19 protein-coding genes are annotated in these 20,595 nt (G+C 63.3%); 2 read left to right on the forward strand and 17 right to left on the reverse strand.

Annotation, left to right across the window (positions count from 1 at the left end; all coding sequences use genetic code 11):
• Positions 1–45: 45 nt before the first annotated feature.
• Entirely contained in the window at positions 46–684 is a 639-nt protein-coding gene (locus V1261_RS01035; RefSeq protein ID WP_329769516.1) for an MBL fold metallo-hydrolase, read from the reverse strand.
• Position 685: 1 nt separating this feature from the next.
• Positions 686–1,486 (reverse strand): exodeoxyribonuclease III, encoded by an 801-nt coding sequence (locus V1261_RS01040; RefSeq protein WP_329769517.1) that lies wholly within the window; start codon positions 1,484–1,486, stop codon positions 686–688.
• A gap of 52 nt (positions 1,487–1,538) precedes the next feature.
• On the opposite strand from V1261_RS01040, the gene pyrE reads away from it, so the two are divergent.
• Positions 1,539–2,234, forward strand: a complete 696-nt coding sequence (gene pyrE, locus V1261_RS01045) for an orotate phosphoribosyltransferase (RefSeq protein ID WP_329769518.1) — start codon at positions 1,539–1,541, stop codon at positions 2,232–2,234.
• A 29-nt stretch (positions 2,235–2,263) separates the two neighbouring features.
• On the opposite strand, the gene V1261_RS01050 is transcribed toward pyrE, so the two are convergent.
• The 15 genes from V1261_RS01050 to sucC all read right to left on the reverse strand — a co-directional run bounded on the left by V1261_RS01050 (position 2,264) and on the right by sucC (position 19,483).
• On the reverse strand, positions 2,264–3,169 hold the full coding sequence (locus tag V1261_RS01050) for a phosphatidate cytidylyltransferase (protein ID WP_329769808.1): 906 nt from the start codon (positions 3,167–3,169) through the stop codon (positions 2,264–2,266).
• A gap of 83 nt (positions 3,170–3,252) precedes the next feature.
• Positions 3,253–3,969 carry a lysophospholipid acyltransferase family protein gene (locus V1261_RS01055; protein WP_329769519.1) on the reverse strand — a complete coding sequence of 239 codons (717 nt, stop codon included), beginning with the start codon at positions 3,967–3,969 and terminating at the stop codon, positions 3,253–3,255.
• A gap of 23 nt (positions 3,970–3,992) precedes the next feature.
• Entirely contained in the window at positions 3,993–4,418 is a 426-nt protein-coding gene (locus tag V1261_RS01060) for a hypothetical protein (RefSeq protein ID WP_329769520.1), read from the reverse strand.
• Positions 4,415–5,719: a phosphatase PAP2/dual specificity phosphatase family protein gene (locus V1261_RS01065; protein ID WP_329769521.1), complete on the reverse strand. Its 1,305-nt coding sequence runs from the start codon at positions 5,717–5,719 to the stop codon at positions 4,415–4,417. Before V1261_RS01065 ends, V1261_RS01060 begins: the two co-directional genes overlap by 4 nt.
• A 2-nt stretch (positions 5,720–5,721) precedes the next feature.
• Positions 5,722–7,467 (reverse strand): bifunctional alpha/beta hydrolase/class I SAM-dependent methyltransferase, encoded by a 1,746-nt coding sequence (locus V1261_RS01070; protein WP_329769523.1) that lies wholly within the window; start codon positions 7,465–7,467, stop codon positions 5,722–5,724.
• Between the two features lie 16 nt (positions 7,468–7,483).
• Positions 7,484–8,077 carry a CDP-alcohol phosphatidyltransferase family protein gene (locus V1261_RS01075; protein WP_329769525.1) on the reverse strand — a complete coding sequence of 198 codons (594 nt, stop codon included), beginning with the start codon at positions 8,075–8,077 and terminating at the stop codon, positions 7,484–7,486.
• Positions 8,078–8,112: 35 nt separating this feature from the next.
• Positions 8,113–8,871, reverse strand: a complete 759-nt coding sequence (locus V1261_RS01080) for a sulfite exporter TauE/SafE family protein (protein ID WP_329769526.1) — start codon at positions 8,869–8,871, stop codon at positions 8,113–8,115.
• A gap of 70 nt (positions 8,872–8,941) precedes the next feature.
• Positions 8,942–9,889 carry a protein translocase subunit SecF gene (gene secF / locus V1261_RS01085; RefSeq protein WP_329769527.1) on the reverse strand — a complete coding sequence of 316 codons (948 nt, stop codon included), beginning with the start codon at positions 9,887–9,889 and terminating at the stop codon, positions 8,942–8,944.
• 25 nt (positions 9,890–9,914) lie between these two features.
• Positions 9,915–11,789: a protein translocase subunit SecD gene (gene secD, locus V1261_RS01090; protein WP_329769529.1), complete on the reverse strand. Its 1,875-nt coding sequence runs from the start codon at positions 11,787–11,789 to the stop codon at positions 9,915–9,917.
• Positions 11,790–11,905: 116 nt separating this feature from the next.
• Entirely contained in the window at positions 11,906–12,166 is a 261-nt protein-coding gene (yajC, locus tag V1261_RS01095; RefSeq protein ID WP_329769809.1) for a preprotein translocase subunit YajC, read from the reverse strand.
• 210 nt (positions 12,167–12,376) lie between these two features.
• Entirely contained in the window at positions 12,377–14,146 is a 1,770-nt protein-coding gene (locus V1261_RS01100; RefSeq protein ID WP_329769531.1) for a PglL family O-oligosaccharyltransferase, read from the reverse strand.
• A gap of 57 nt (positions 14,147–14,203) precedes the next feature.
• A complete protein-coding gene (locus V1261_RS01105; protein WP_329769532.1) occupies positions 14,204–14,788 on the reverse strand; it encodes a pilin in 585 nt (194 codons plus the stop codon).
• A gap of 85 nt (positions 14,789–14,873) precedes the next feature.
• A complete protein-coding gene (locus V1261_RS01110) occupies positions 14,874–17,174 on the reverse strand; it encodes a CHASE2 domain-containing protein (RefSeq protein WP_329769533.1) in 2,301 nt (766 codons plus the stop codon).
• Between the two features lie 216 nt (positions 17,175–17,390).
• Positions 17,391–18,284: a succinate--CoA ligase subunit alpha gene (gene sucD, locus V1261_RS01115; protein WP_329769534.1), complete on the reverse strand. Its 894-nt coding sequence runs from the start codon at positions 18,282–18,284 to the stop codon at positions 17,391–17,393.
• Positions 18,285–18,316: 32 nt separating this feature from the next.
• Positions 18,317–19,483: an ADP-forming succinate--CoA ligase subunit beta gene (gene sucC / locus V1261_RS01120; RefSeq protein WP_329769536.1), complete on the reverse strand. Its 1,167-nt coding sequence runs from the start codon at positions 19,481–19,483 to the stop codon at positions 18,317–18,319.
• Positions 19,484–19,650: 167 nt separating this feature from the next.
• Here sucC and argC point away from each other — a divergent pair, with 167 nt between their 5' ends.
• Positions 19,651–20,568 (forward strand): N-acetyl-gamma-glutamyl-phosphate reductase, encoded by a 918-nt coding sequence (gene argC / locus V1261_RS01125; RefSeq protein WP_329769537.1) that lies wholly within the window; start codon positions 19,651–19,653, stop codon positions 20,566–20,568.
• The last annotated feature ends 27 nt before the right edge of the window (positions 20,569–20,595 follow it).

Genomic DNA, 20,595 nt, shown 5'->3' on the forward strand with positions numbered 1-20,595 from the left:
GCCGGCACGGCACCCATCGCGCCGCTACGATTATTTGCACCGTGCTCAGGTACCGGCCACAAAGGGGTTGCTCTCGCGTTCGCGGCCATAGCTGCTTTCCGGGCCATGGCCGGGAATGAACACCGTGTCGTTGCCCATCGGCCAGAGGCGCTGCGTGATGCTGGCAATCAGCGTGTCGTAATCGCCACCGGGGAAGTCGGTTCGGCCAATCGAGCCGGCAAACAGTACATCGCCGACAAAGGCGCGATTCGCTTCCGGCGAATAGAACACCACATGACCCGGCGTATGGCCCGGGCAGTGGCGCACCTGCAGCGTGCTCTTGCCCACCTGCACCGTATCGCCATCCACCAGCCAGCGCGTCGGCGTGAACACGCGTGCCGGCGGAAAGCCGTAGTTGACCGCCGTCTGCGGCAGCGCGTCGATCCAGTACTGGTCGCCTTCGTGCGGGCCGATGATGGGCAGGTCCAGATGCTCGGCCAGGTCGGCGGTGCCGGCGCAGTGGTCCACGTGGCAGTGCGTCAGCAGGATCTGCTTGAGCTGGATGCCCTGCTTCTCGGCAAAGGCCAGCAGGCGCGGCAGGTCGCCGCCCGGATCCACCACCGCGCCATCCATGGTCTGGTCGCACCAGAGGATGGAGCAGTTCTGCTGGAACGGGGTAACGGGGATGGTGTGGTAGTGCAGCATGTCAGTTCCCTTGCAGGGTAAAGTCGTAATCGATGGTGATGGGCGCGTGGTCCGAGAACTTCTCGTCCTTGTAGATGGACTCGGTATGCGCGTGGCGCGCCAGTGCCGGCGTCGCCAGGTGGTAATCCAGACGCCAGCCCACGTTCTTGGCATAGGCCTGGCCGCGGTTGCTCCACCAGGTGTAACACTCGTCAGTGGCCTCGGGCTTGAGCTGGCGGTACACATCCACGATGCCGGCTTCGGCCAGCAAGCGCGTCATCCAGGCGCGCTCCTCGGGCAGGAAACCGCTGTTCTTGCGGTTGCCCTTCCAGTTTTTCAGGTCGATCTCGTTGTGCGCGATATTCACGTCGCCACACAGGATAAATTCGCGGTTCTGCTTGAGTTCCAGCAGGTAGGGATACATCTCGTCCAGGAATCGGTACTTGGCAGCCTGGCGCAGCTCCCCCGAAGAGCCACTCGGAAAATAGCAGCTGATGATGGACAGCGCGCGCTGCGGCGTATCAAAGCGCAGCTCGATATAGCGGCCTTCAGCATCAAATTCGGGCGAGCCATAGCCGATGCGCACATCGCTGGGCTCATGCCGGGTGTAGATGCCGACGCCTGAATAGCCCTTCTTCTCGGCAAAGTGGAAGTAGCCTTGCATCTCCGCCAGCACCTCGAACTTGCCCACGATGTCGGCCTGCTGCGCCTTCACCTCCTGGACACACATACAATCAGGGGCATGCGCTGCCAGCCAGGGTTCCAGACCCTTGGTGGTGGCCGAGCGGATGCCGTTGAGGTTGAGACTGGTCAAGCGAAACACCTGGCGTGCACTCCTTTGTTGATTCTGTACAGTTGATTGATCGGACGAACCCATGAACCAGGCCGCTACCACCCCTTCCCAGGACTCCCTTGCCCAGGACTTTGTGGCATTTGCAGTGGATTGCGGGGTGCTGCGCTTTGGCAGCTTCACGACCAAGGCCGGTCGCCAATCGCCCTATTTCTTCAATGCCGGCCTGTTCAACGATGGCGCCATGCTGGGCCGGCTGGCTCAATTCTATGCTGAACGCATCATCGCCAGCGGCATCCAGTTCGACATGCTGTTCGGCCCGGCCTACAAGGGCATCCCGCTGGTCGCGGCCGTGGCGGTGGAACTGGCGCGCCTGGGCCGCAACCTGCCGTTTGCCTACAACCGCAAGGAAGCCAAGGACCACGGCGAAGGCGGCAGTCTGGTCGGCGCGCCGCTGCAGGGCCGCGTGCTGATCGTCGATGACGTGATGTCGGCCGGCACTGCTGTACGTGAATCGATTGCCCTGATCCAGGCCGCCGGCGCCACGCCGTCAGCCGTGGCGGTGGCGCTGGACCGTCAGGAAATGGCGACCGAAAACGGCCAGGACGTGCCCTACAGCGCCGTGCAGTACGTGCGCCGCGAACTCGGCATGGATGTCTGCGCCATTGCTTCGCTGGACGACCTGCTGGGTTACCTGCAGCAGCCGCAGCACGCCAGCGCGGAGCTGCAAGCCAGCCATGCGCAGGTGCTGGCCTACCGTGAGCGCTACGGCGTGCGCTGAACGCGTTCGCGTACTGGTCGGAGCCGGGCTTACGGCTCCCAAAAATAGCGCACCACGTGGAAAAACACCGGTGCGGCAAAACAGATCGAATCCACCCGGTCCAGCATGCCGCCATGGCCCTGGATCAGGTTGCCCCAGTCCTTCACGCCACGGTCGCGCTTGATCGCGGACATCACCAGTCCGCCCAGAAAGCCCATGCTGCAGATCAACAGGCCGATCAGCCCGGCCTGCCAGGGCGTGAATGGTGTGAGCGGGTAGAGCGCCACGGCCAACAGGCTGGCGCTGGCAATGCCACCCACCGTCCCCACCACCGTCTTGGACGGTGACAGTGCCGGCAGGATCTTGCGCTTGCCGAACAGCTTGCCCCAGATGTACTGCAGCACGTCACTGGCCTGCACCACGCCGATCAGGAACACCAGCAACAGGATGTTGGTGTCATAGCCCTCGATACGCAGGTTCATCAGCGCCGGCACATGGGACAGGCAGAACACGCTGATCATCACCGCCCACTGGATCTTGGACGTACGCTCCAGGAAACGTGCCGTTTCGCCGCCCAGACTGGCCAGAATCGGCAGCAGCAGAAAACCGTACACCGGGATGAAGATCGAGAACATGCCATACCAGTCGGACAGCACGAACCAGTACTGCAGCGGCAGCAGCAGGTAAAAACAGGCGACCAGTACACCGTAATCGCTGCGCCGGCTGTAGACCAGCGCCAGGAACTCACGCAATGCGACAAAAGACACCAGGAAGAACAGCACGATGGTGCCCACGCGCCCGAACAGAAAGGCCAGCAGCAGCACCAGCGACATGAGCCACCAGGCATCGATGCGCGCATTGAGGTTGTCGATGGTGGCGCTAGGCTGGCCATGCAGGCGATATTTCAGGGTGCGACCGATCACGCTGGCCACCAGCAACACCGCAAATAGCACCATGAACACCTGACCTGCCTCGGCCTGGAAACGCTGTGCATGCTGCGCCACACCGTCGGCGACCTGGCGCGAGGTATCGAACAGGCTCATGGCTGCTCTCCTTCAGGGGCTGCAGGTGCCGCGCTGACCGCCGGTGTCGCGGCCATGGCCTGCCGCTCCAGCTCGTGCAGCGCTGCCAGCTGCAGCATGGCATGGCGCGTGCGCTGCAGGAACGAGGCCTTGTCCTCGCCGTTTTGCAGCACCACCGGCTCACCGATATTCACATGGCACAGCAGCGGCACCGGAATCAGCTTGCCCTTGGGCAGCACGCGGTTGATATTTTCCAGCCAGACCGGGATGAATTCGGTGTCCGGCTGGCTCAGTGCCAGATGGTAAATGCCGCTCTTGAACGGCTGCAGCACGATGTCGTCATCCATCTTGCGCGTGCCTTCGGGAAAGATGATCAGTGATTCGCCACGCTGCAGCGCTTCGCCCATGGACTGGATCGCCGCCTGCGGATCATGGCCCTGACGGTCGATCAGCAGTCCGTTGAACACCTGGTGCATCAGGAAGCGGCGCAAGCCCCCCTTGTCCCAGTAATCGGCCCCGGCCACCGGACGCACCACCAGACGCCAGCGCTTGGGCAGGGCCGTCCACACCAGCACGAAGTCGCCATGGCTGTTGTGGTTGGCGTAGTACACCTTGGCACGCGGGGAAAACACCAGTTCGGCCGGACGTTTGGGCATCACGCCGGTCACCAGCGAGGCAAAAAAGATCAGCACGGTATCGATGATCCGTACCAGCAGGGATTGCATTGGTGCCATGGTTCTTGTCTCTCCCGAATACGTCACGCTGCAGGGCGCAGCCAGGCCAGCATGGCCAGCAGCCAGAACAGCTGGCACAGCGTTGCCAACAACAGCCAGCGCCATAAGCGCATGGCACCGGCACAGCGCTGCGCCATGCTGCGCCCTGCGGGCGGGCGGGCCAGCCCCAGCTGCACCAGATGCTGGTCAAAGGTCTCCGGCTGCAGCTGCCCGTTGGCAAAATCCCGCAGGATGCGTGCATCCAGCAGCAGCCGCGCATGCAGCACGCACAGCCAAAGCCCCAACAGCATGGTAACGGCAGACAGCAGCCATGCCCCCTCCACCCTGAACAGCAGCCAGGCCGTCAAGCCCAGCACCAGCAGATGCCAGCCACGCAAGGCCGCCGCCGCATCCAGACAGGCAGCGGTGGTACGCGCTAGCGCCTGATCCTGTTCCGGAACCATGGTCATGCCCCCTCCTCCTGCTGCCAGGCCAGCACAATCTGCGCCCGTGTGGCATCTGGCAGCACCACGCGTGGCCGCACGAGGCGCAGCTGCGCCAGAGCGCTATCGATATCGGCACAACCCCCGTGGCGCAGCAGCCAGGTGATCAGCACGGCCGCACTGCGCCCGTAACCCAGCGCACAACAAACCAGCACGGCTTGCGCATGCTGCTCCAGCATCTGCTGCAACAGATCGGCAGCACGCCGCAGATCAGCTGCCGGCGGAGCCACCATATCCAGCATGGGTACAGAATGGTATTGCAGCCATTGGCCACAGGCCGGGTACTCGGCGCAGGTATCCAGCACCAGCGCATGCTGGCGCGCTGCCAGCACACTGCCGATATGCAGTCTTTCCGTCACCGCCGCGCTCAGGGGCTGACGGCGCAGCCAGTAGGCCATATTCAGCCGTGCGACCAGCAGATAGGGCAGCAGCAATAGGCTGGCCGCCAGGCTGTGCCGCCCGTGATGCTGCTTCTGCAACGCCTGCGCACCCAACACGGCATAACAGGCCGCCAGCAGACTGAAGGCCACTGCCGGCCAAAGCCACCACAGCCAGCCGCCACCCGGCAGCGACAAGCATGCCAGTGCGCCCGCCAGTACGCCATACCCTGCCGCCCAGCGGATATGCCCCGGCGTAGGGTGATGCATGCGGTGCCAAGGCGATCGCCCCTGCCCCGGAAACAGCCACAGTATCAGCGCACCGGCCAGCGCACCCGTGGGGATATCGATAAAGTGGTGCTGCCAGGTCGTCAGCACCGACAGCGCAATCAGGGCGAACCAGAGCAGCAGTGGCACGCGCCAGCGCGGCGGCAGCCGCTGCCAGTAGAAACGCCCGACGATCAGCGTCAGGATGATGTGCAGCGAAGGTGCCTGGTTATAGGGCTGGTCAAAGGCTGCCAGCGAGCTGAACAGCCAGCCGGACAGGCCCTCCGTGACCGGCTTGCCCCAGGAAAACTGCAGCGGAAACAGCAGAAAACAGAGCACCGCCAAGGCCTGTGCAGCCAGCAGTTGCCGGATGTAGTCATGCAGTTCTTCACGGCTGCGACATAGAAAGAAGGCGACTGCATAAAAGCCGTTGAGCGTCCAGTACGGCAGGATGGTCCAGGCCAGGAACGGAATCTGCCGTTCCCAGTCATAGGCGATCTCCGGCACCGGGGCGCGCAGCGCGCTCAGCCAGTTGACCAAACCGTAGCTGCTGTAGAACACCAGCCCGACCAGGGCCAGCCACAGCAGGGCATACAGGCGCAGCGGCAGGTGCTTGTCCGGCACGCTCAGTCGCCTTGGCGTACGGCCAGCGAGACCGTGAAAATGCCATCGGCATCGATCCACTGCTGCACCTTGCGGAAACCGGCGCTTTCCACCAGCTGGTCCATTTCAAGCTGGCTGCGACGGCGCATCACCCAGTTCTGTCCGCCGCGGTGGCTGCTGAGGCAGCGCGCAATCATTTCCAGCTGCGGATGCCAGGGCTGGCCGGTATAGATCAGGTAACCGCCAGCCTCGATCGCCTCGCCCAAACCCTGCAGCGAACGCATCACCAGATCGTTGTCCGGAAACAGCTCGTGCAGGCCCGACACGATGCCCAGCGTCGGCCGTGGCTGCAGCTGCCGGTAGTTGGCCGGCTCGTAGGCATCAGCCGCCTCGAAGCTGGCTATCGCCTGCAGCCCGCGCTCGGCAATCAGCGTCCGGCCGGCCTGCACGTTCAGATCGCTGTAATCGCGCAGGCGGATGCTGTCCGGTTGCTGCGCGTCTGTGAGGGCGTCCAGCACATAGCGCCCGTGGCCGGCGGCAATATCGAGCACATGCACCGGCTTGCCCGCCGCACGCAGGGCCTGCATCGCGCCCTGTATCGCCTGGCCGAGATGGACCTTGCGCTGGCGGATGCCGCGCCAGCCGATCGCATCCAGATAATTGCGATCCATCAGCCGGCCCAGCGCATGGCTGCCACGCGCCTCGTTGCGGTAGACGTAATCCAGCGTACTGCCCGAATCAAATCCGGTCTGCACGCCCAGCCGGATCCCCTCGGACCCATGGCGACCGAGGCGAATCACCCAGCGCTGCAGCGCCCACCAGGCACCACGCGGCGTCAACGGGGAAAGCGGTGTCGCCAGCTCATCAGCTTCACGCCGGCTAACGCCTTGCCGATGGGCCTGACGCATATCCGGCAGTTCCAGCGGCGACTCAAAGCGCTCGCGCACAAAGCGGCGAATGTGCTGCAGTGCCAGCTCGCGCTTCTGCTCGCCCAGCGTGTCATGGTAGAAGCCCGGCAGCACCTGCCGCTCCTTCACCAGGCTGCCCAAACGGTTGAAAAACGCATGCTGCGGTGCGTGATGCACCACCCAGTCACTGCCCGATACCAGCAACTGGACCGGCGTCCCGATGGCTGCGGCATCGGCCACCACGCGGTCAGCCGCATCGTACAGACCAAGAAGGATGCGCACGGAGATCGCACGGGCAATCAGCGAATCGCTGTCATAGCTGGCGATCCGTTCCGGATCATGCGTGAGATAGCGCGCCTTGACATAGCTGTTGACGAAAAAGTTGCCGCGCAGCTTGTGCAACAGGCGCAGTCCGGGTCGCGCCCACGGCACATACAGCTTGACCTTGAACGCCGGCGAGGCCAGCACGGCGCAGCGGATTTTCGGCGCATAGTCGTGCAGCCAGGTGGCCACCAGCACTGCACCGACACTCTGCGCCACCACGGCCAGCTGCTCTTGCGCCAGGCCATAGGTGGCCTGGATATGGGCCATGAACTCCTGCACGTCCTGCACTGAACGCGCCAGCGACGGGCTGTCACCACGCTCGCCCGGGCTGTGGCCATGGCCGCGGGCATCCCAGGCAAAAAAGGCGAAGTCGTCCAGCTGCAACTCGTCAGCCAGAAAAATCATGCGCCCGGAGTGCTCATGACCACGGTGAAACAGCACGATGGCGCGGTCAGTCTGGCCCGATGCGGCCGGGCGGTAACGGTAAAACAGCTCCGCTCCGTCACTGGCCGTAAAGCGTTTTTGTTGCTCTTGCATGGTTCCTCCCCAGACTTCAGGCCAGCCCACGCTGCAGGCGTCGCCAGCAGGTCCAGGCCAGCAGCGCCGCCAGTACCCACATGAAGGGTGCGCTCCAGCTGCCCAGGCTGCCGGATACCGCGTACCAGAGCCCCAGCGCGCCAAACACGAAGGCCCGGTCGCTCTTGCCAACCGGGCCGTCATAGCGCCGGCCATTGCCATGCACCTGCCCCAGAATACCCACGGTTTCAGTCAGGGCAGCCAGGAAAATCACCACGCCCACGGCCAGCGCCCCTTGAGGCACGAGCAGGGCAAACGGCAGGTAGAGCATGGCATCGGCCACGATATCGGTCACTTCATTCAGGTAGCCACCCAGGCGCGACTGCTGGCCAAACTCACGCGCCAGCATGCCATCGACGGCATTCAGGGCCATGCGCAGGAAAAACCAGAGCGGCAGCAGATAAAACAGCGCAGACCGGTCTGCATACAGGTACAACACCAGCCCCAGCAGCACTGACAGCGCACAAGCCAGCACGGTCACCTGGTTGGCCGTGACGCCGGCTGCATGCAGGGCACGCACGGCAGGCCGCAGCAGGTTCTGGAATTGGGGCTTGAGTGCGTAAATGCTCATGGTGTGAAACTCCTCTCGGCCATTGGTGCAATCAGCTATGCCATAAAGGCGTCGTAGCCGGTCTTGAGCACCAGCGCCAGCACCACCAAAATAAAGGCGATGCGCACAAAGCCACTGCCATGCTTGAGCGCCATGCGCGAACCGATCAGGCTGCCAACCACGTTGGCCGCCGCCATTGCCAGGCCGAGCTGCCACCAGACATGGCCCTTGCTGGCAAACAGCGCAATCGCCGCCACGTTGGTGCTGACGTTGATCAGCTTGGCACCGGCCGAGGCGTGCAGGAAGTCATAACCGAGCACGCGCACCAGCAGGAACACCAGGAAGCTGCCGGTTCCAGGGCCAAAGAAACCATCATAGACGCCCAGCGCCAGACCGATCAGGCTGGCCGCCAGGATCTCGTTGCGACCGACCCAGCGCGGCGTATGCTGCGTACCCAGATCCTTCTTGACCAGGGTGTAGGCCAGGATCAGCAGCAGCACGAAGGGCAGCGCCTTGCGCAGGAAATCCGGGTTCACCATGGTCACCAGCCAGGCGCCGACAAAGGAACCGGCAAAACCAGCCGCAGCGGCCGGCAGCATGGCACGCCAGGGCATGCGCACACGCCGGCTGAACTGCCAGGTGGCAAAGGTGGTGCCCCAGACCGAGGCCGACTTGTTGGTGCCCAGCAGCGTCGCCGGCACCATGTTCGGGAAGGTCGCAAACAGCGCCGGCACCAGGATCAGGCCGCCGCCGCCCACGATCGCGTCCACAAAGCCGGCAAACAGCGATGCCGCGATGACGATAAACCAGTCCATCAACAAACCCCTTTTCAGAAGGCAACAAGGCCTGCTGTGCGCAGGCCTTGCTGTCTGTCAGGCCAGGTCGTCAGACCACGGCACCCGCGTTCGGATCGTCACGCGGATCCTTGCGCTGTGGCTTCATCAGGTCTTCGCGCTTGATGCCCAGCCACATGGCAATGGCAGCCGCCACGAACACCGAGGAGTAGATGCCGAACACGATACCGATGGTCAGCGCCAGCGAGAAGTAGTGCAGCGCCTGGCCACCGAAGATCAGCATCGCCAGCACCATGGCCTCGGTAGAACCGTGGGTGATCATGGTCCGGCTGATGGTGCTGGTGATCGCATGGTTGATCACCTCGACCGTGTTCATCTTGCGGTAGCGGCGGAAGGTTTCGCGGATACGGTCAAAAATGATCACCGACTCGTTCACCGAATAGCCCAGCACCGCCAGCACCGCCGCCAGCACAGAGAGTGAGAACTCCCACTGGAAGAAGGCAAAGAAGCCCAGGATGATGACGATGTCGTGCATGTTGGCGATCACCGCCGACACCGCGTACTTCCACTCGAAGCGGATCGCCAGGTAGATGATGATGCCGAGGATCACGAAACCGAGCGCCTTCAGGCCGTTGTGGAACAGTTCCTGCCCCACTTGCGGCCCGATGAACTCGACACGCCGCAGCGTCACGTCCGGGTTGGCGGTCTGCAGTGCCGCCAGTACCTGGTCACTCTGCTGGGCCGAAGTCACGCCTTCCACCAGCGGCAGGCGGATCATCACTTCCTGCGAAGAGCCGAAGTTCTGGATCAGCACGTCCTGGTAACCGAGGCCGGAAACCGTATCACGCACCTGCTCGATCTTGGCCGGCTGGCTGTAGGCCACCTCCATCACGGTACCGCCGGTGAATTCCACCGACAGGTGCAGGCCACGCGTGACCAGGAAGAACACGGCCAGGGCAAAGGTCGCGAACGAGATGATGTTGAAGATCAGCGCATACCGCATGAACGGTATGTCTTTCTTGATCCGGAAAAACTCCATGATGTTGTCCTTGTTCTGTGGCGGATCAGGCCTTGCCGGCCGCGTCGTCCGTGGGTTTCCAGACCGTGCCGATGGACACCGTCTTCAGCTTGCGCTGGCGGCCATACCAGAGGTTGACCAGACCGCGCGAGAAGAACACGGAGGAGAACATCGAGGTGGCGATACCCAGGCAGTGCACCACGGCAAAACCGCGGATCGGGCCGGAGCCCCAGGCCAGCAGCGCCAGACCGGCGATCAGCGAAGTCACGTTGGAGTCGGTGATGGTGGCCCAGGCGCGGTCATAACCGGCATGGATGGCCGACTGCGGCGCGACCCCGGCACGCAATTCCTCGCGGATACGCTCGTTGATCAGCACGTTGGAGTCAATCGCCATGCCAAGCGTCAGCGCCATGGCCGCCATGCCTGGCAGCGTCAGCGTCGCCTGCAACATGGACAGCACGGCAATCAGCAGCAGCAGGTTGACCGTCAGCGCAATCGCCGAGAACACGCCGAACAGGTGGTAGTAGACGATCATGAACAGGGTCACTGCAGCGAAACCCCAGGCCACGCTCTTGAAACCCTTCTCGATGTTGTCGGCACCCAGGCTCGGACCGATGGTGCGTTCTTCCACGATTTCCATCGGCGCCGCCAGCGAGCCGGCACGCAGCAGCAGCGAGGTGTCGGCAGCTTCCTGCGTCGTCATGCGACCGCTGATCTGCACGCGGCCACCGCCGATTTCGGTACGGATCACCGGATCGGTCACGACTTCGCCCTTGCCCTTCTCGAATAGCAGGATGGCCATGCGCTTGCCGACGTTGTCACGCGTGATGTTGCGGAAAATCGTGCTGCCCTTGCTGTCCAGCGTCAGGTTGACGGTGGGTTCCTGGGTCTGGCTGTCGAAGCCCGGCTGCGCATCGGTCAGGTTCTCGCCGGTGAGCACCACCTGCTTCTTGACGATGACGGTACGGCCTTCACGGTTGAGGAATTTCTCGCTGCCAAACGGCACCGGGCCACTGCCCATTTCGGCGGCACGGCCTTCGGTGCTTTCATCCACCATGCGCAGTTCCAGCGTGGCGGTACGGCCCAGGATTTCCTTGGCCTTGGCGGTGTCCTGCACGCCCGGCAGCTGCACCACCACGCGATCCAGGCCCTGCTGCTGGATCACTGGCTCGGCCACGCCCAGCTCGTTGATGCGGTTCTGCAGCGTCAGGATGTTCTGCTTGAGCGCCTGCTCCTGGAAGCGGGTCGCCTCGGCCGGCTTGTAGCGCGCCACCACGCGGTTGGCATCGCCCTGCTGCAGCTCGGCCTGCAGCTCCATCACGTTGTCCTGGATCGCGTTGCGCGCCTGCTCGGCAGTCGCGGCATCGGCAAAGATGGTCTCGATGGTGTCGCCATTGCGCACCACGTCGGTGTAGCGCAGCTCCTTGTCACGCATCAGCGTGCGGATGTCGCTGGCAAAGGAATCGAGGCGCTTGCTGAGCGCGGTCTGCATGTCGACCTGCAACATGAAGTGCACGCCACCACGCAGGTCCAGGCCCAGGTACATCGGCTTGGAGTGCAGCGCCGTCAGCCAGGCCGGCGAACGCGACACCAGGTTCAGCGCCACCACATAGGACGGATCGGCCGCATCCGGGTTGAGCGTGCGCTCGACCACATCACGCGCCTTCAGCTGCTGGTCCGGCGAACCGAAGCGCACCAGCAGGTGGTTGTTTTCGAGCGTGACGACATCGGGCGTGAGCTGTTCTGCCGCCAGGGCAGCCTGCACGCGCTCCTGCACGCCACTGTCCACCGTGACGGTGGAACGCATGGACGACACCTGCACCGCAGGCGCCTCGCCAAAGAAGTTGGGCAGCGTGTAGATCAGTCCGATCAGCACGGCCACCAGCATGACTAGGTATTTCCAGACCGGATAACGGTTCATGGCAGATTCTTTCCATCAAGCGGTTGCCGCTGGCAGCAGCGGCAACCAGTCGCCCCTGGTACGGCCGGGGCGTGGCCGAAGCCGGTGCAGGCAGACGCCTGCACCCGGGAAGCAGATTACTTCAGCGTACCCTTGGGCAGCACCTGCACCACGGCGCTGCGCTGCAGCTGGATCTCGACGCCATCGGCGATCTGCACGTTGATGTTGGTGTCGCGCACGCTGGTCACCTTGCCCAGGATGCCGCCGGCCGTCACGACCTCGTCGCCGGGAGCCAGCGCCTCGACCATGGACTTGTGCTCTTTCTGCTTCTTCATCTGGGGACGGATCATGATGAAGTACAGGACCGCGAACATCGCGATCATGGGCAGGAAGGACATCAGGGAAGAGGCGGTATCGGCACCGGCTGCAGCCTGTGCGTAAGCGTTGGAAATGAACACGGAAACTCCTGTTTTTAAGGGATGTATGGTTTGCCGGCAAATGCGTCTGATCAGACGAATCGCAGGCATGCAACCGACTATTGTAATTCCTTCGGCTTTTCCGATCGGGACAATCCTGTTACAAGGCAGTACAACCGGGCGGCAGCCTGTTTATCGCGACGCAGCCATCAGCGCGCGCTTCTCCTGCCAGGCATCATGCTGGCGTGGATAGACCTGCTGGAAATGCTGGCGCGCCTGTTCGGCTTCGGCATCGCGTCCGAGCAGCAGTTGCGCCTCGATGATGCGCTGCACCACACGCGCCTCCGGGCTGTAGTGCATCAGCATCTGGGCGCGCGCCAGCTCCACTTCGGCATTCTGCGCCGTCAGCGGCACCACGCTCAGCATGGCGAAGTTGACCGCGTTCTGGTACAACGGCGTACGCTGTGCCTGCTCCATGGTGTGCTCGCGGAACGGCCAGCTGCGCTCCTGCGGCTGGGTATACAGCTGCGTCACCCGGACAAAATCGAAGCTCGCATACGCCAGGCCCAGCAGCATGGCGATCGCCGCCAGCTGCTGCGCCAGCAGCCAGGAGCGTCCCTGCAGCGCGCTATCTGACCTGGCACGCAACGGGCGCTGGCTGGCCAGCAGCACGCCCAGCGCCAGGCCGCAGGCCAGCTGGAACGGTGTATACCAGAGTGGGTATTCGAGCAGGCTGTGAATGGCGATCACCGCCAGCACGCCCCACATCAGCTGGCGCGTGGCAGAGCGCTCAGCCCAGGGACGGCTCCACAGCACCCAGCCAGCCAGCAGCAGGCAGAACAGCGCCGCCACCGGCACGCCCAGCTCGATCGCCAGATGCAGCGGCAGGTTGTGTGCGTTGTCCAGCATGTCGCAGAAACGCGTGCCATCATAGTTGGCGTAGTAGTGGGCGATATCGAGCTGGCCCCAGCCCCAGCCGGTCCAGGGCCGCTGTGCGATCAGGTCCAGCACATTGCCCCACAGCACGGTACGGCTGATGCACATGCGGCTGTCAGCGCCCTGCACGCGCACCATGATGTCCACGCCGCCCAGCCAGTGGGGCAGCACATAGCTGGACACCAGATAGGTCAGCGCCAGCGCCGCCAGCCACAGCATGACATTGCGACGACGGCCGATACGGCCCTGCTCCGGCATGCGCCAGGTCCACCACAGCATCAGCACCATGGTCAGCAGCATCTGCACCATGCCGGTGCGCGACAGCGTGAGCCCCATGCTGACCGCCAGCGGCAGCATCAGCAGCAGCGCTACCAGGCCCGCCGTGCGCGGCCGGATCTGCTCGCTCCGCCCCCAGAGACGCTGCAGCCGCCCGCTGTACCAGAGGTACCAGAGCGCCCACAACGCCATGTTCATCAGCGAGGCGTACTGGTTGCGCTGGCGCAGATTGCCATAGACCTGACCCGCCGGCGCATGGTTGACCAGGCCGCCAAGCCAGGCCGTGAGCTGGAAATACTGCAGCAGGCCGATCAGCGCACTCAGCAGGCCGGCGATCAGCCAGCTCCAGGCGATCAGTGCCACGGCATGGCTGCCCGGCTGCTCAGGGTCCAGCACGTCCTGCTGCGCCAACCGTGCGCCGACCAGTGCCGCCGATCCGATCATCAGGCAGCCCAGCATCAGCAGCTGCCAGGAGACATCCAGCAGCACGCCCAGCACCGCACCGGTGAGCAGAAAGGCCGCCAGATACGCCGCCATGGCGCCTGCGCGCAAGGCCGGGAACAGCAGCAACAGAATGGCGATGCAGAACCAGCCGGTGATCAGCGGGATCGCCGGTGTCATGGCACCGCCCGCCACCGGATTCAGCCAGGGAATGCAGGCGCAGAGCAGGAACAGCCAGGCAACCAGCGAGCGCTGCCCGCCCGAAAAGCGCAGCAGCGGCTGGGAAACAGCAGGAGAAGGGGTTTGCATGATGGCAACAGGATGCGGCACAACCCGAGCATTATGCAACCACCGGCCTGCATCGTCTTAACGGCATTGTGACGGCAGCAGATCCTGGCGTACGCCCTGCGGTAGCACCGGCACCAGTGCCGCATCGGCCATCGTCAAGGCCGCCGTATTCGTTTCTGCCACACAGGCCCAGTCCAGCGCACCGCTGCTGCCGGCGGCCAGGGCTGCGGGCAATCCCTCGGCAGCGGCGGCATTGGCCGCGTTGCGCATCAGCGGTATCAGCTGCAGCTGGTTGTTGGTGCCGGTGCCGCTGGCATCACCACGGTAGACGATGGTGATGCTGCCGTTGCCCTCGCCGGGCTGGACGTTGGCGCAATCCGGGCTGCTGATGCAGATGCGCTCGACGAACTTGGAATTGGCCCCGGTACCACCGGCCTGGCGGTTCCAGGCATTGCTGACGCGATCCAGCTCGTCCTGCGAGGCGATGCCTTCGGTGGCGATCTGGTTGCGCGCCGCTTCGGCCAACTGCAAGCCTTCCACCACGCGGGTACGCACCAGATGCGACTGGTAGGACGTGACGGCAAACGTGGCGGCGATGCCGATCAGGGCAACCACCACCATCAGTTCGATCAGGGTAAAACCACGGGAAACACGTTGACGCATGACAGGCCTCTGGCAGGAAAAAGCGCCGACAGCCCGTCCGGGACTGCAGCATGGAAAAGATGCTGCAGTATACAAAATTCAGGAATTAAATACTATCTTTGTATTCAAAATCTGAAAAACAATCCAAAGACACATCCATTTGATCTCTTTGCCACATGGCACCATCCCAACTCTCGGACGGGGGCTGCTCCAGGAAGATGTCCATGCGCTGACGGTGCACGCCATACAGGCGTCGCAGTTTCGGCGGAATCTGACCGCACGGAATGCGCAACAAGGCGGCTGCGCACTGCCAGTCCCGTCGCAGGTAGGCCATGGTGTAATCCTGCCAGACCTGCCACTCGACATCTGCCATGGCGTCATGCAGCGACAAGGCCTCCGGGCTGTACAGGTCTACCGGCTTCACGCGTCCGACCACGCGTACGCAGTCGACCCAGCGCCAGGCATACGCCGGGCATTGCGCCACCGTGTCCTGCCCGACCAGGATGCCCACGCCGTACCACTTGGCCAGCGATTCGAGTCGCGCTGCCAGGTTGACGGCATCCCCGATCACGGTATAGCTGCGGCGCATGTCCGATCCCATGTCGCCGACACTCATGGAACCGCTGTTGATACCGATATTGACGGCAATCGGCAACTCGCCGCGCGCCTGCTGCCCGGCATTGAAGCTCTTCAGCATCACGCCGATATCGAGTGCGGTCTGCACGGCGTGCAAGGCGTGATGCTGATCCTGCACTGGCGCGCCCCAGAACACCATCACGCAATCGCCAATATACTTGTCGATGGTGCCACCGTGTCTGGCAATCACCTCTGCCAGGGCGTTGAAGATGTTCTTGAGCATGCTTTGCAGCTCCTGCGGGTCCATGTCTTCGGACATGTTGGTGAAGTGCTGCAGGTCACAGAACATCACCGTCATGTCGCGCAGTTGCGCCTGCATGCTGTAGGCCTCCGGCTGGCGTGCCATGCGCTCCACCAGCTCGCTTTGTACGTAGTGGCCAAACAGGTGTACCAGCTGGCGCTTGGTGCGCTTTTCCAGGAAGAATCCGTAACTGGCATGTAGCAGGTAGGTCGCCAGCACGGTCAGCAGCACCGGTACCACCGGCAGGACCAGGCCCAGCCGCCAGAACATGTATTGGGTCAGCAGCATCCAGCCTGCCGCAGCACCTGCACTCCAGAGCAGCGAGCCCACCGCCCCCATGTTGTTGAGCACCAGGATCAGCACCAGTGTCGTCAGCAGCACGGCCGTGGTGTCATAGGCTTCACGATAGTCAGGTACGTGGAAAAATTCCCCGTCCAGCATCGCGGCCAGCGCGGTGGCATGCACTTCCACACCAGGGAACTGGCCGTTGACCGGGGTGGCGCGCAAGTCGCGCAAGCCCGGTGCCGTGGCACCCAGCAGCACGATCTTGCCCTTGAGTGTGGTTGGCGGGACCTTGCCGGCCAGCAGGTCAGAGGCACTGTAATACTGGAAGTGGCCGCCATGACGCCCGCCCGGACTCTTGAACGGAATCAGGAAGCTGCCATTGCGCGCCGTCGGCAACAGCAGCGTCGCGCCATCCTGCACCAGTTCCACCCCGGCCAGCGACGAATCCGGCAAGGAGGGATCGACCGGCCGCAGGTGCAACTGCTGCGGCTGCATCAGGGCCAGGAACATGGCCAGCGACAGTGAGGGATAGTAGCCAAAGCCTTCATCCGGATAACGCACGATCAACGGGATGCTGCGCAGCATGCCATCACTATCGGTATAGGAGTTGATATGCCCGCCACGCGGCGCCGCCTGCATCAGGAAGGCCAGGTTGCTGGCATAACCCGTCATGTCGGGCACCTCGCCAAAACGCTGCGATGCCGGGTACGGCGCCTGCGTCAAGCGCAGTCCTTCTGGCAGCTGGCCGGAGCGCTGGGGCGGCTGCTCCTGGGTGTAGTAGTAACCCAGCACCGCGCGTTCGCCCTCGAGTGAGCGCGCCAGGATGGCATCGCGGTTCAGGCGCTGTTCCAGGCTGGACATCATCTCGCTGGAAAGCGCCCTCTCCTCCTGCCCGGTATCACGCAGCCATTCGCGCACGGCCTGCACGCCGTGATCGTCCTGCTGCGGCTCGGCAAACAGGATATCGACCCCGAGCAGGCCGACCTGCTGGCGATCAAACAGCTCATCCATCAGCAAGGCCACTTTCTCGCGGCTCCAGGGCCAGCGCCCGACCTGCTGCAGGCTGTACTCGTCCACATCGACGATCACGATGCGGCTGTCCAGTTTCGGTACTTCCTGCTGCTCCAGCAGGGCCCGGTCATAAATGTGCTGCTCCAGCCGCGTGACCGGCATGTAGCTGAGCATGCCGGTCGTGTGCGGCAGCAGCAGCAGCATGGGTAGCAGGCTGATCAGGACGCGCAACATGCAGCTCTTGCCAAGCAGCCAAACTGCAACGGCATGACGCCAGTGCAGCAGCCGATCAACAAAAGACTTCACTCTCATGGTAGTTACGCGGAGAAATAGTACCGTCTGTCACGATACAACAAAATTGGCATAAAAAAACCACCCATCCAAAGGAGGGGTGGTTCAGCAGGCGAAGGAACTTGAGCTGCCCAAGGCCGCCCAGTCCCTTGTCTGGATTTACAGCATGCCCTTCAGCAGCTTGCCCATCTCGGACGGGTTGCGCGTGATGGTGAAACCGCACTCTTCCATGATGGCGAGCTTGGCTTCGGCCGTGTCGGCACCGCCGGAGATCAGCGCACCGGCATGGCCCATGCGCTTGCCGGGAGGCGCAGTCACGCCCGCGATGAAGCCGACCACCGGCTTCTTCATGTTTTCCTTGCACCAGTAGGCTGCTTCGGCCTCGTCCGGGCCACCGATCTCGCCGATCATGATCACGGCATCGGTGTCAGGGTCTTCATTGAACATGCGCATCACGTCGATGTGCTTCAGGCCGTTGATCGGGTCGCCACCGATACCGACAGCGCTGGACTGGCCAATGCCCAGTTCAGTCAGCTGTGCCACGGCTTCGTAGGTCAGCGTGCCGGAGCGGCTGACCACGCCCACGCGGCCCTTCTTGTGGATGTGGCCGGGCATGATGCCGATCTTGATTTCGTCAGGCGTGATGGTGCCCGGGCAGTTGGGGCCCAGCAGCAGGGTGCGCTTGCCACCAGCGGCTTCCTTGGCCTTCATCTTGTTGCGGACTTCCAGCATGTCGCGGATCGGGATGCCTTCGGTGATGCAGATGGCCAGGTCCAGGTCGGCTTCGCAGGCTTCCCAGATGGCAGCAGCAGCGCCTGCCGGCGGCACGTAGATCACGGAAACGGTTGCGCCAGTCTGCTTGGCAGCTTCGCTCACGTTGGCGTAGATCGGGATGCCTTCGAAATCTTCGCCGGCCTTCTTGGGGTTCACGCCGGCCACGAAGCAGTTCTGGCCGTTGGCGTAGTCGCGGCACATGCGGGTGTGGAACTGGCCAGTCTTGCCAGTAATACCCTGGGTGATGACCTTGGTGTCTTTGTTGATCAGGATGCTCATGAATGGGGCTCCAGAATGGGTTTCAGGAAGGCTCAGGCCTTGTTGACTTCAGCCACAACCTTCTCGGCGGCTTCGGCCATGGTGTTGGCAGTGATGATCGGCAGACCGGATTCGGCCAGGATCTTCTTGCCGGCGTCTTCGTTGGTGCCCTTCATGCGCACGACCAGCGGCACGGACAGGCCGACCGCCTTGGAAGCAGCCACCACGCCTTCGGCGATGGTGTCGCACTTCATGATGCCGCCGAAGATGTTGACCAGGATGGCCTTCACGTTCTTGTTCTTCAGCATGATCTTGAAGGCTTCGGTCACCTTCTCGGTGGTGGCACCGCCGCCCACGTCCAGGAAGTTGGCCGGCTCGCCGCCGTACAGCTTGATGGTGTCCATGGTGGACATGGCCAGGCCGGCACCGTTCACCAGGCAGCCGATGTTGCCATCCAGGCTGATGTACGCCAGGTCGAACTTGGAAGCCTCGACTTCAGCCGGGTCTTCTTCGTCCAGGTCGCGGTAGGCGACGATTTCCGGGTGGCGGAACAGGGCGTTGCTGTCGAAGTTGAACTTGGCGTCCAGGGCGATGATGTTGCCATTGCCGTCACGGTTCAGCGGGTTGATCTCGACCAGGGAAGCATCGGTGTCCATGTAGCACTTGTACAGCTTCTGGCAGACGTCGATGAACTGCGCCTTGGAGTCGGCCGGCATGCCCACGCCCTGGGCCAGCTCTTCACCCTGCTCGGCGGTCAGGCCAATGGCGGGGTCGATGAAGATCTTGATGATCTTCTCGGGGTTGCTGTGTGCCACTTCCTCGATGTCCATGCCACCTTCGCTGGAGGCAATGAAGGCCACCTTCTGGGTACCGCGGTCGGTCACCACGGACAGGTAGTATTCCTTCTGGATGTCGGCGCCTTCCTCGATGTACAGGCGACGCACCTTCTGGCCTTCGGGGCCGGTCTGGTGGGTCTTGAGCTGCATGCCCAGGATGTCACCAGCCAGTTTCTGCACGTCCTCGATGGACTTGGCCACCTTCACGCCACCGCCCTTGCCGCGGCCACCAGCGTGAATCTGGGCCTTGACCACCCACACGGGGCCACCCAGCTTCTGGGCTGCCTCGACAGCCTCCTGCACGGTAAAGGCAGGAATGCCACGCGGGACCGGCACTCCGAACTGGCGCAAGATTTCCTTGCCTTGATATTCATGAATTTTCATGCGATGTCTCTCTTGGTAGGGAAAGGATGCCCGCTTCTGGCCGGCAGGCTGCAGATCGGACCCAGGAAAAAAAGTATTCCACCCATAAATGTATCACGGTGTTGCCATGCAAAAATTGCTACGATCAGGGCTTTGCAACAATTTCCCGTCATCCAGGAGCATCCAGCATGAGCGCCCATACCGTTTTCATTGATGGCGAAGCCGGCACCACCGGCCTGCAGATCCGCGATCGCCTGGCCGGCATGGCCCACATCGAGGTCGTCAGCATCGATCCGGCCCTGCGCAAGGACCCGGTGGCCAAGCAGCAGCTGATGGCTGGCGTGGATGTGGTCATCCTGTGCCTGCACGACGATGCCGCGCGCGAATCGGTGGCGCTGATCGACGCCCTGCCCGGCCGCAAGCCGCGCATCATCGATGCCTCTACCGCGCACCGCGTGGCACCGGGCTGGGTCTACGGCTTTCCGGAGCTGTCGCCCGAGCACGCCGCGGCCGTGCGCAAGGCCGAGCGCGTGGCCAACCCGGGCTGCTACGCCACCGGCGCGATCGCGCTGCTGCGCCCGCTGGTGGAAGCCGGCGTGCTGCCGCCCGACTACCCCACGGCCCTGCCGTCGGTCAGCGGCTACAGCGGCGGTGGCCGCCAGATGATCGAGGAATACGAAGGCGGCACGGCACCGGCCTACGAGCTGTATGGCCTGGGCCTGTCGCACAAGCACCTGCCGGAAATCATGGCCTACAGCGGCCTGGAGCGCAAACCGATTTTCGTGCCCAGCGTCGGCAATTTCGACCAGGGCATGCTGGTGCAACTGCCGCTGCACCTGGACCTGCTCAACGGCGAGCAGACGGTCGAGCACCTGCACGCCATCTACCGCGCCTATTACGAGGGCTGCCAGTACGTGACGGCACCGGATCGCACCGAGAACAACAAGCTCGACGCGGTGGCGCTGAAGGACACCAACCAGCTCGAAATCCGCGTTTATGGCAACGACGGCCAGCAACAGGCGGTAGCCGTGGCGCGCCTGGACAACCTGGGCAAGGGCGCCAGCGGCGCTGCCGTGCAGAACCTGGAACTGATGCTGGGGCTGTAAGCCGTCCGGCAGCCGCCGGCTACCGCG

This window comes from Brachymonas sp. J145 (genome assembly GCF_036312245.1).
Taxonomy (GTDB): domain Bacteria; phylum Pseudomonadota; class Gammaproteobacteria; order Burkholderiales; family Burkholderiaceae_C; genus Brachymonas; species Brachymonas wangyanguii.

Bases quoted from the DNA above. Each gene is read 5' to 3' on its own strand.
- sucD (WP_329769534.1), bottom strand. From the start codon at position 18,284: ATGAGCATCCTGATCAACAAAGACACCAAGGTCATCACCCAGGGTATT.
- V1261_RS01055 (WP_329769519.1), bottom strand. From the start codon at position 3,969: ATGGCACCAATGCAATCCCTGCTGGTACGGATCATCGATACCGTGCTG.
- yajC (WP_329769809.1), bottom strand. From the start codon at position 12,166: ATGTCCTTCCTGCCCATGATCGCGATGTTCGCGGTCCTGTACTTCATC.
- V1261_RS01110 (WP_329769533.1), bottom strand. From the start codon at position 17,174: ATGTTGCGCGTCCTGATCAGCCTGCTACCCATGCTGCTGCTGCTGCCG.
- V1261_RS01080 (WP_329769526.1), bottom strand. From the start codon at position 8,871: ATGGACTGGTTTATCGTCATCGCGGCATCGCTGTTTGCCGGCTTTGTG.
- V1261_RS01075 (WP_329769525.1), bottom strand. From the start codon at position 8,077: ATGAGCATTTACGCACTCAAGCCCCAATTCCAGAACCTGCTGCGGCCT.
- argC (WP_329769537.1), top strand. From the start codon at position 19,651: ATGAGCGCCCATACCGTTTTCATTGATGGCGAAGCCGGCACCACCGGC.
- V1261_RS01070 (WP_329769523.1), bottom strand. From the start codon at position 7,467: ATGCAAGAGCAACAAAAACGCTTTACGGCCAGTGACGGAGCGGAGCTG.
- sucC (WP_329769536.1), bottom strand. From the start codon at position 19,483: ATGAAAATTCATGAATATCAAGGCAAGGAAATCTTGCGCCAGTTCGGA.
- secD (WP_329769529.1), bottom strand. From the start codon at position 11,789: ATGAACCGTTATCCGGTCTGGAAATACCTAGTCATGCTGGTGGCCGTG.
- V1261_RS01060 (WP_329769520.1), bottom strand. From the start codon at position 4,418: ATGACCATGGTTCCGGAACAGGATCAGGCGCTAGCGCGTACCACCGCT.
- secF (WP_329769527.1), bottom strand. From the start codon at position 9,889: ATGGAGTTTTTCCGGATCAAGAAAGACATACCGTTCATGCGGTATGCG.
- V1261_RS01050 (WP_329769808.1), bottom strand. From the start codon at position 3,169: ATGGTGCTATTTGCGGTGTTGCTGGTGGCCAGCGTGATCGGTCGCACC.
- V1261_RS01105 (WP_329769532.1), bottom strand. From the start codon at position 14,788: ATGCGTCAACGTGTTTCCCGTGGTTTTACCCTGATCGAACTGATGGTG.
- pyrE (WP_329769518.1), top strand. From the start codon at position 1,539: ATGAACCAGGCCGCTACCACCCCTTCCCAGGACTCCCTTGCCCAGGAC.
- V1261_RS01035 (WP_329769516.1), bottom strand. From the start codon at position 684: ATGCTGCACTACCACACCATCCCCGTTACCCCGTTCCAGCAGAACTGC.
- V1261_RS01100 (WP_329769531.1), bottom strand. From the start codon at position 14,146: ATGCAAACCCCTTCTCCTGCTGTTTCCCAGCCGCTGCTGCGCTTTTCG.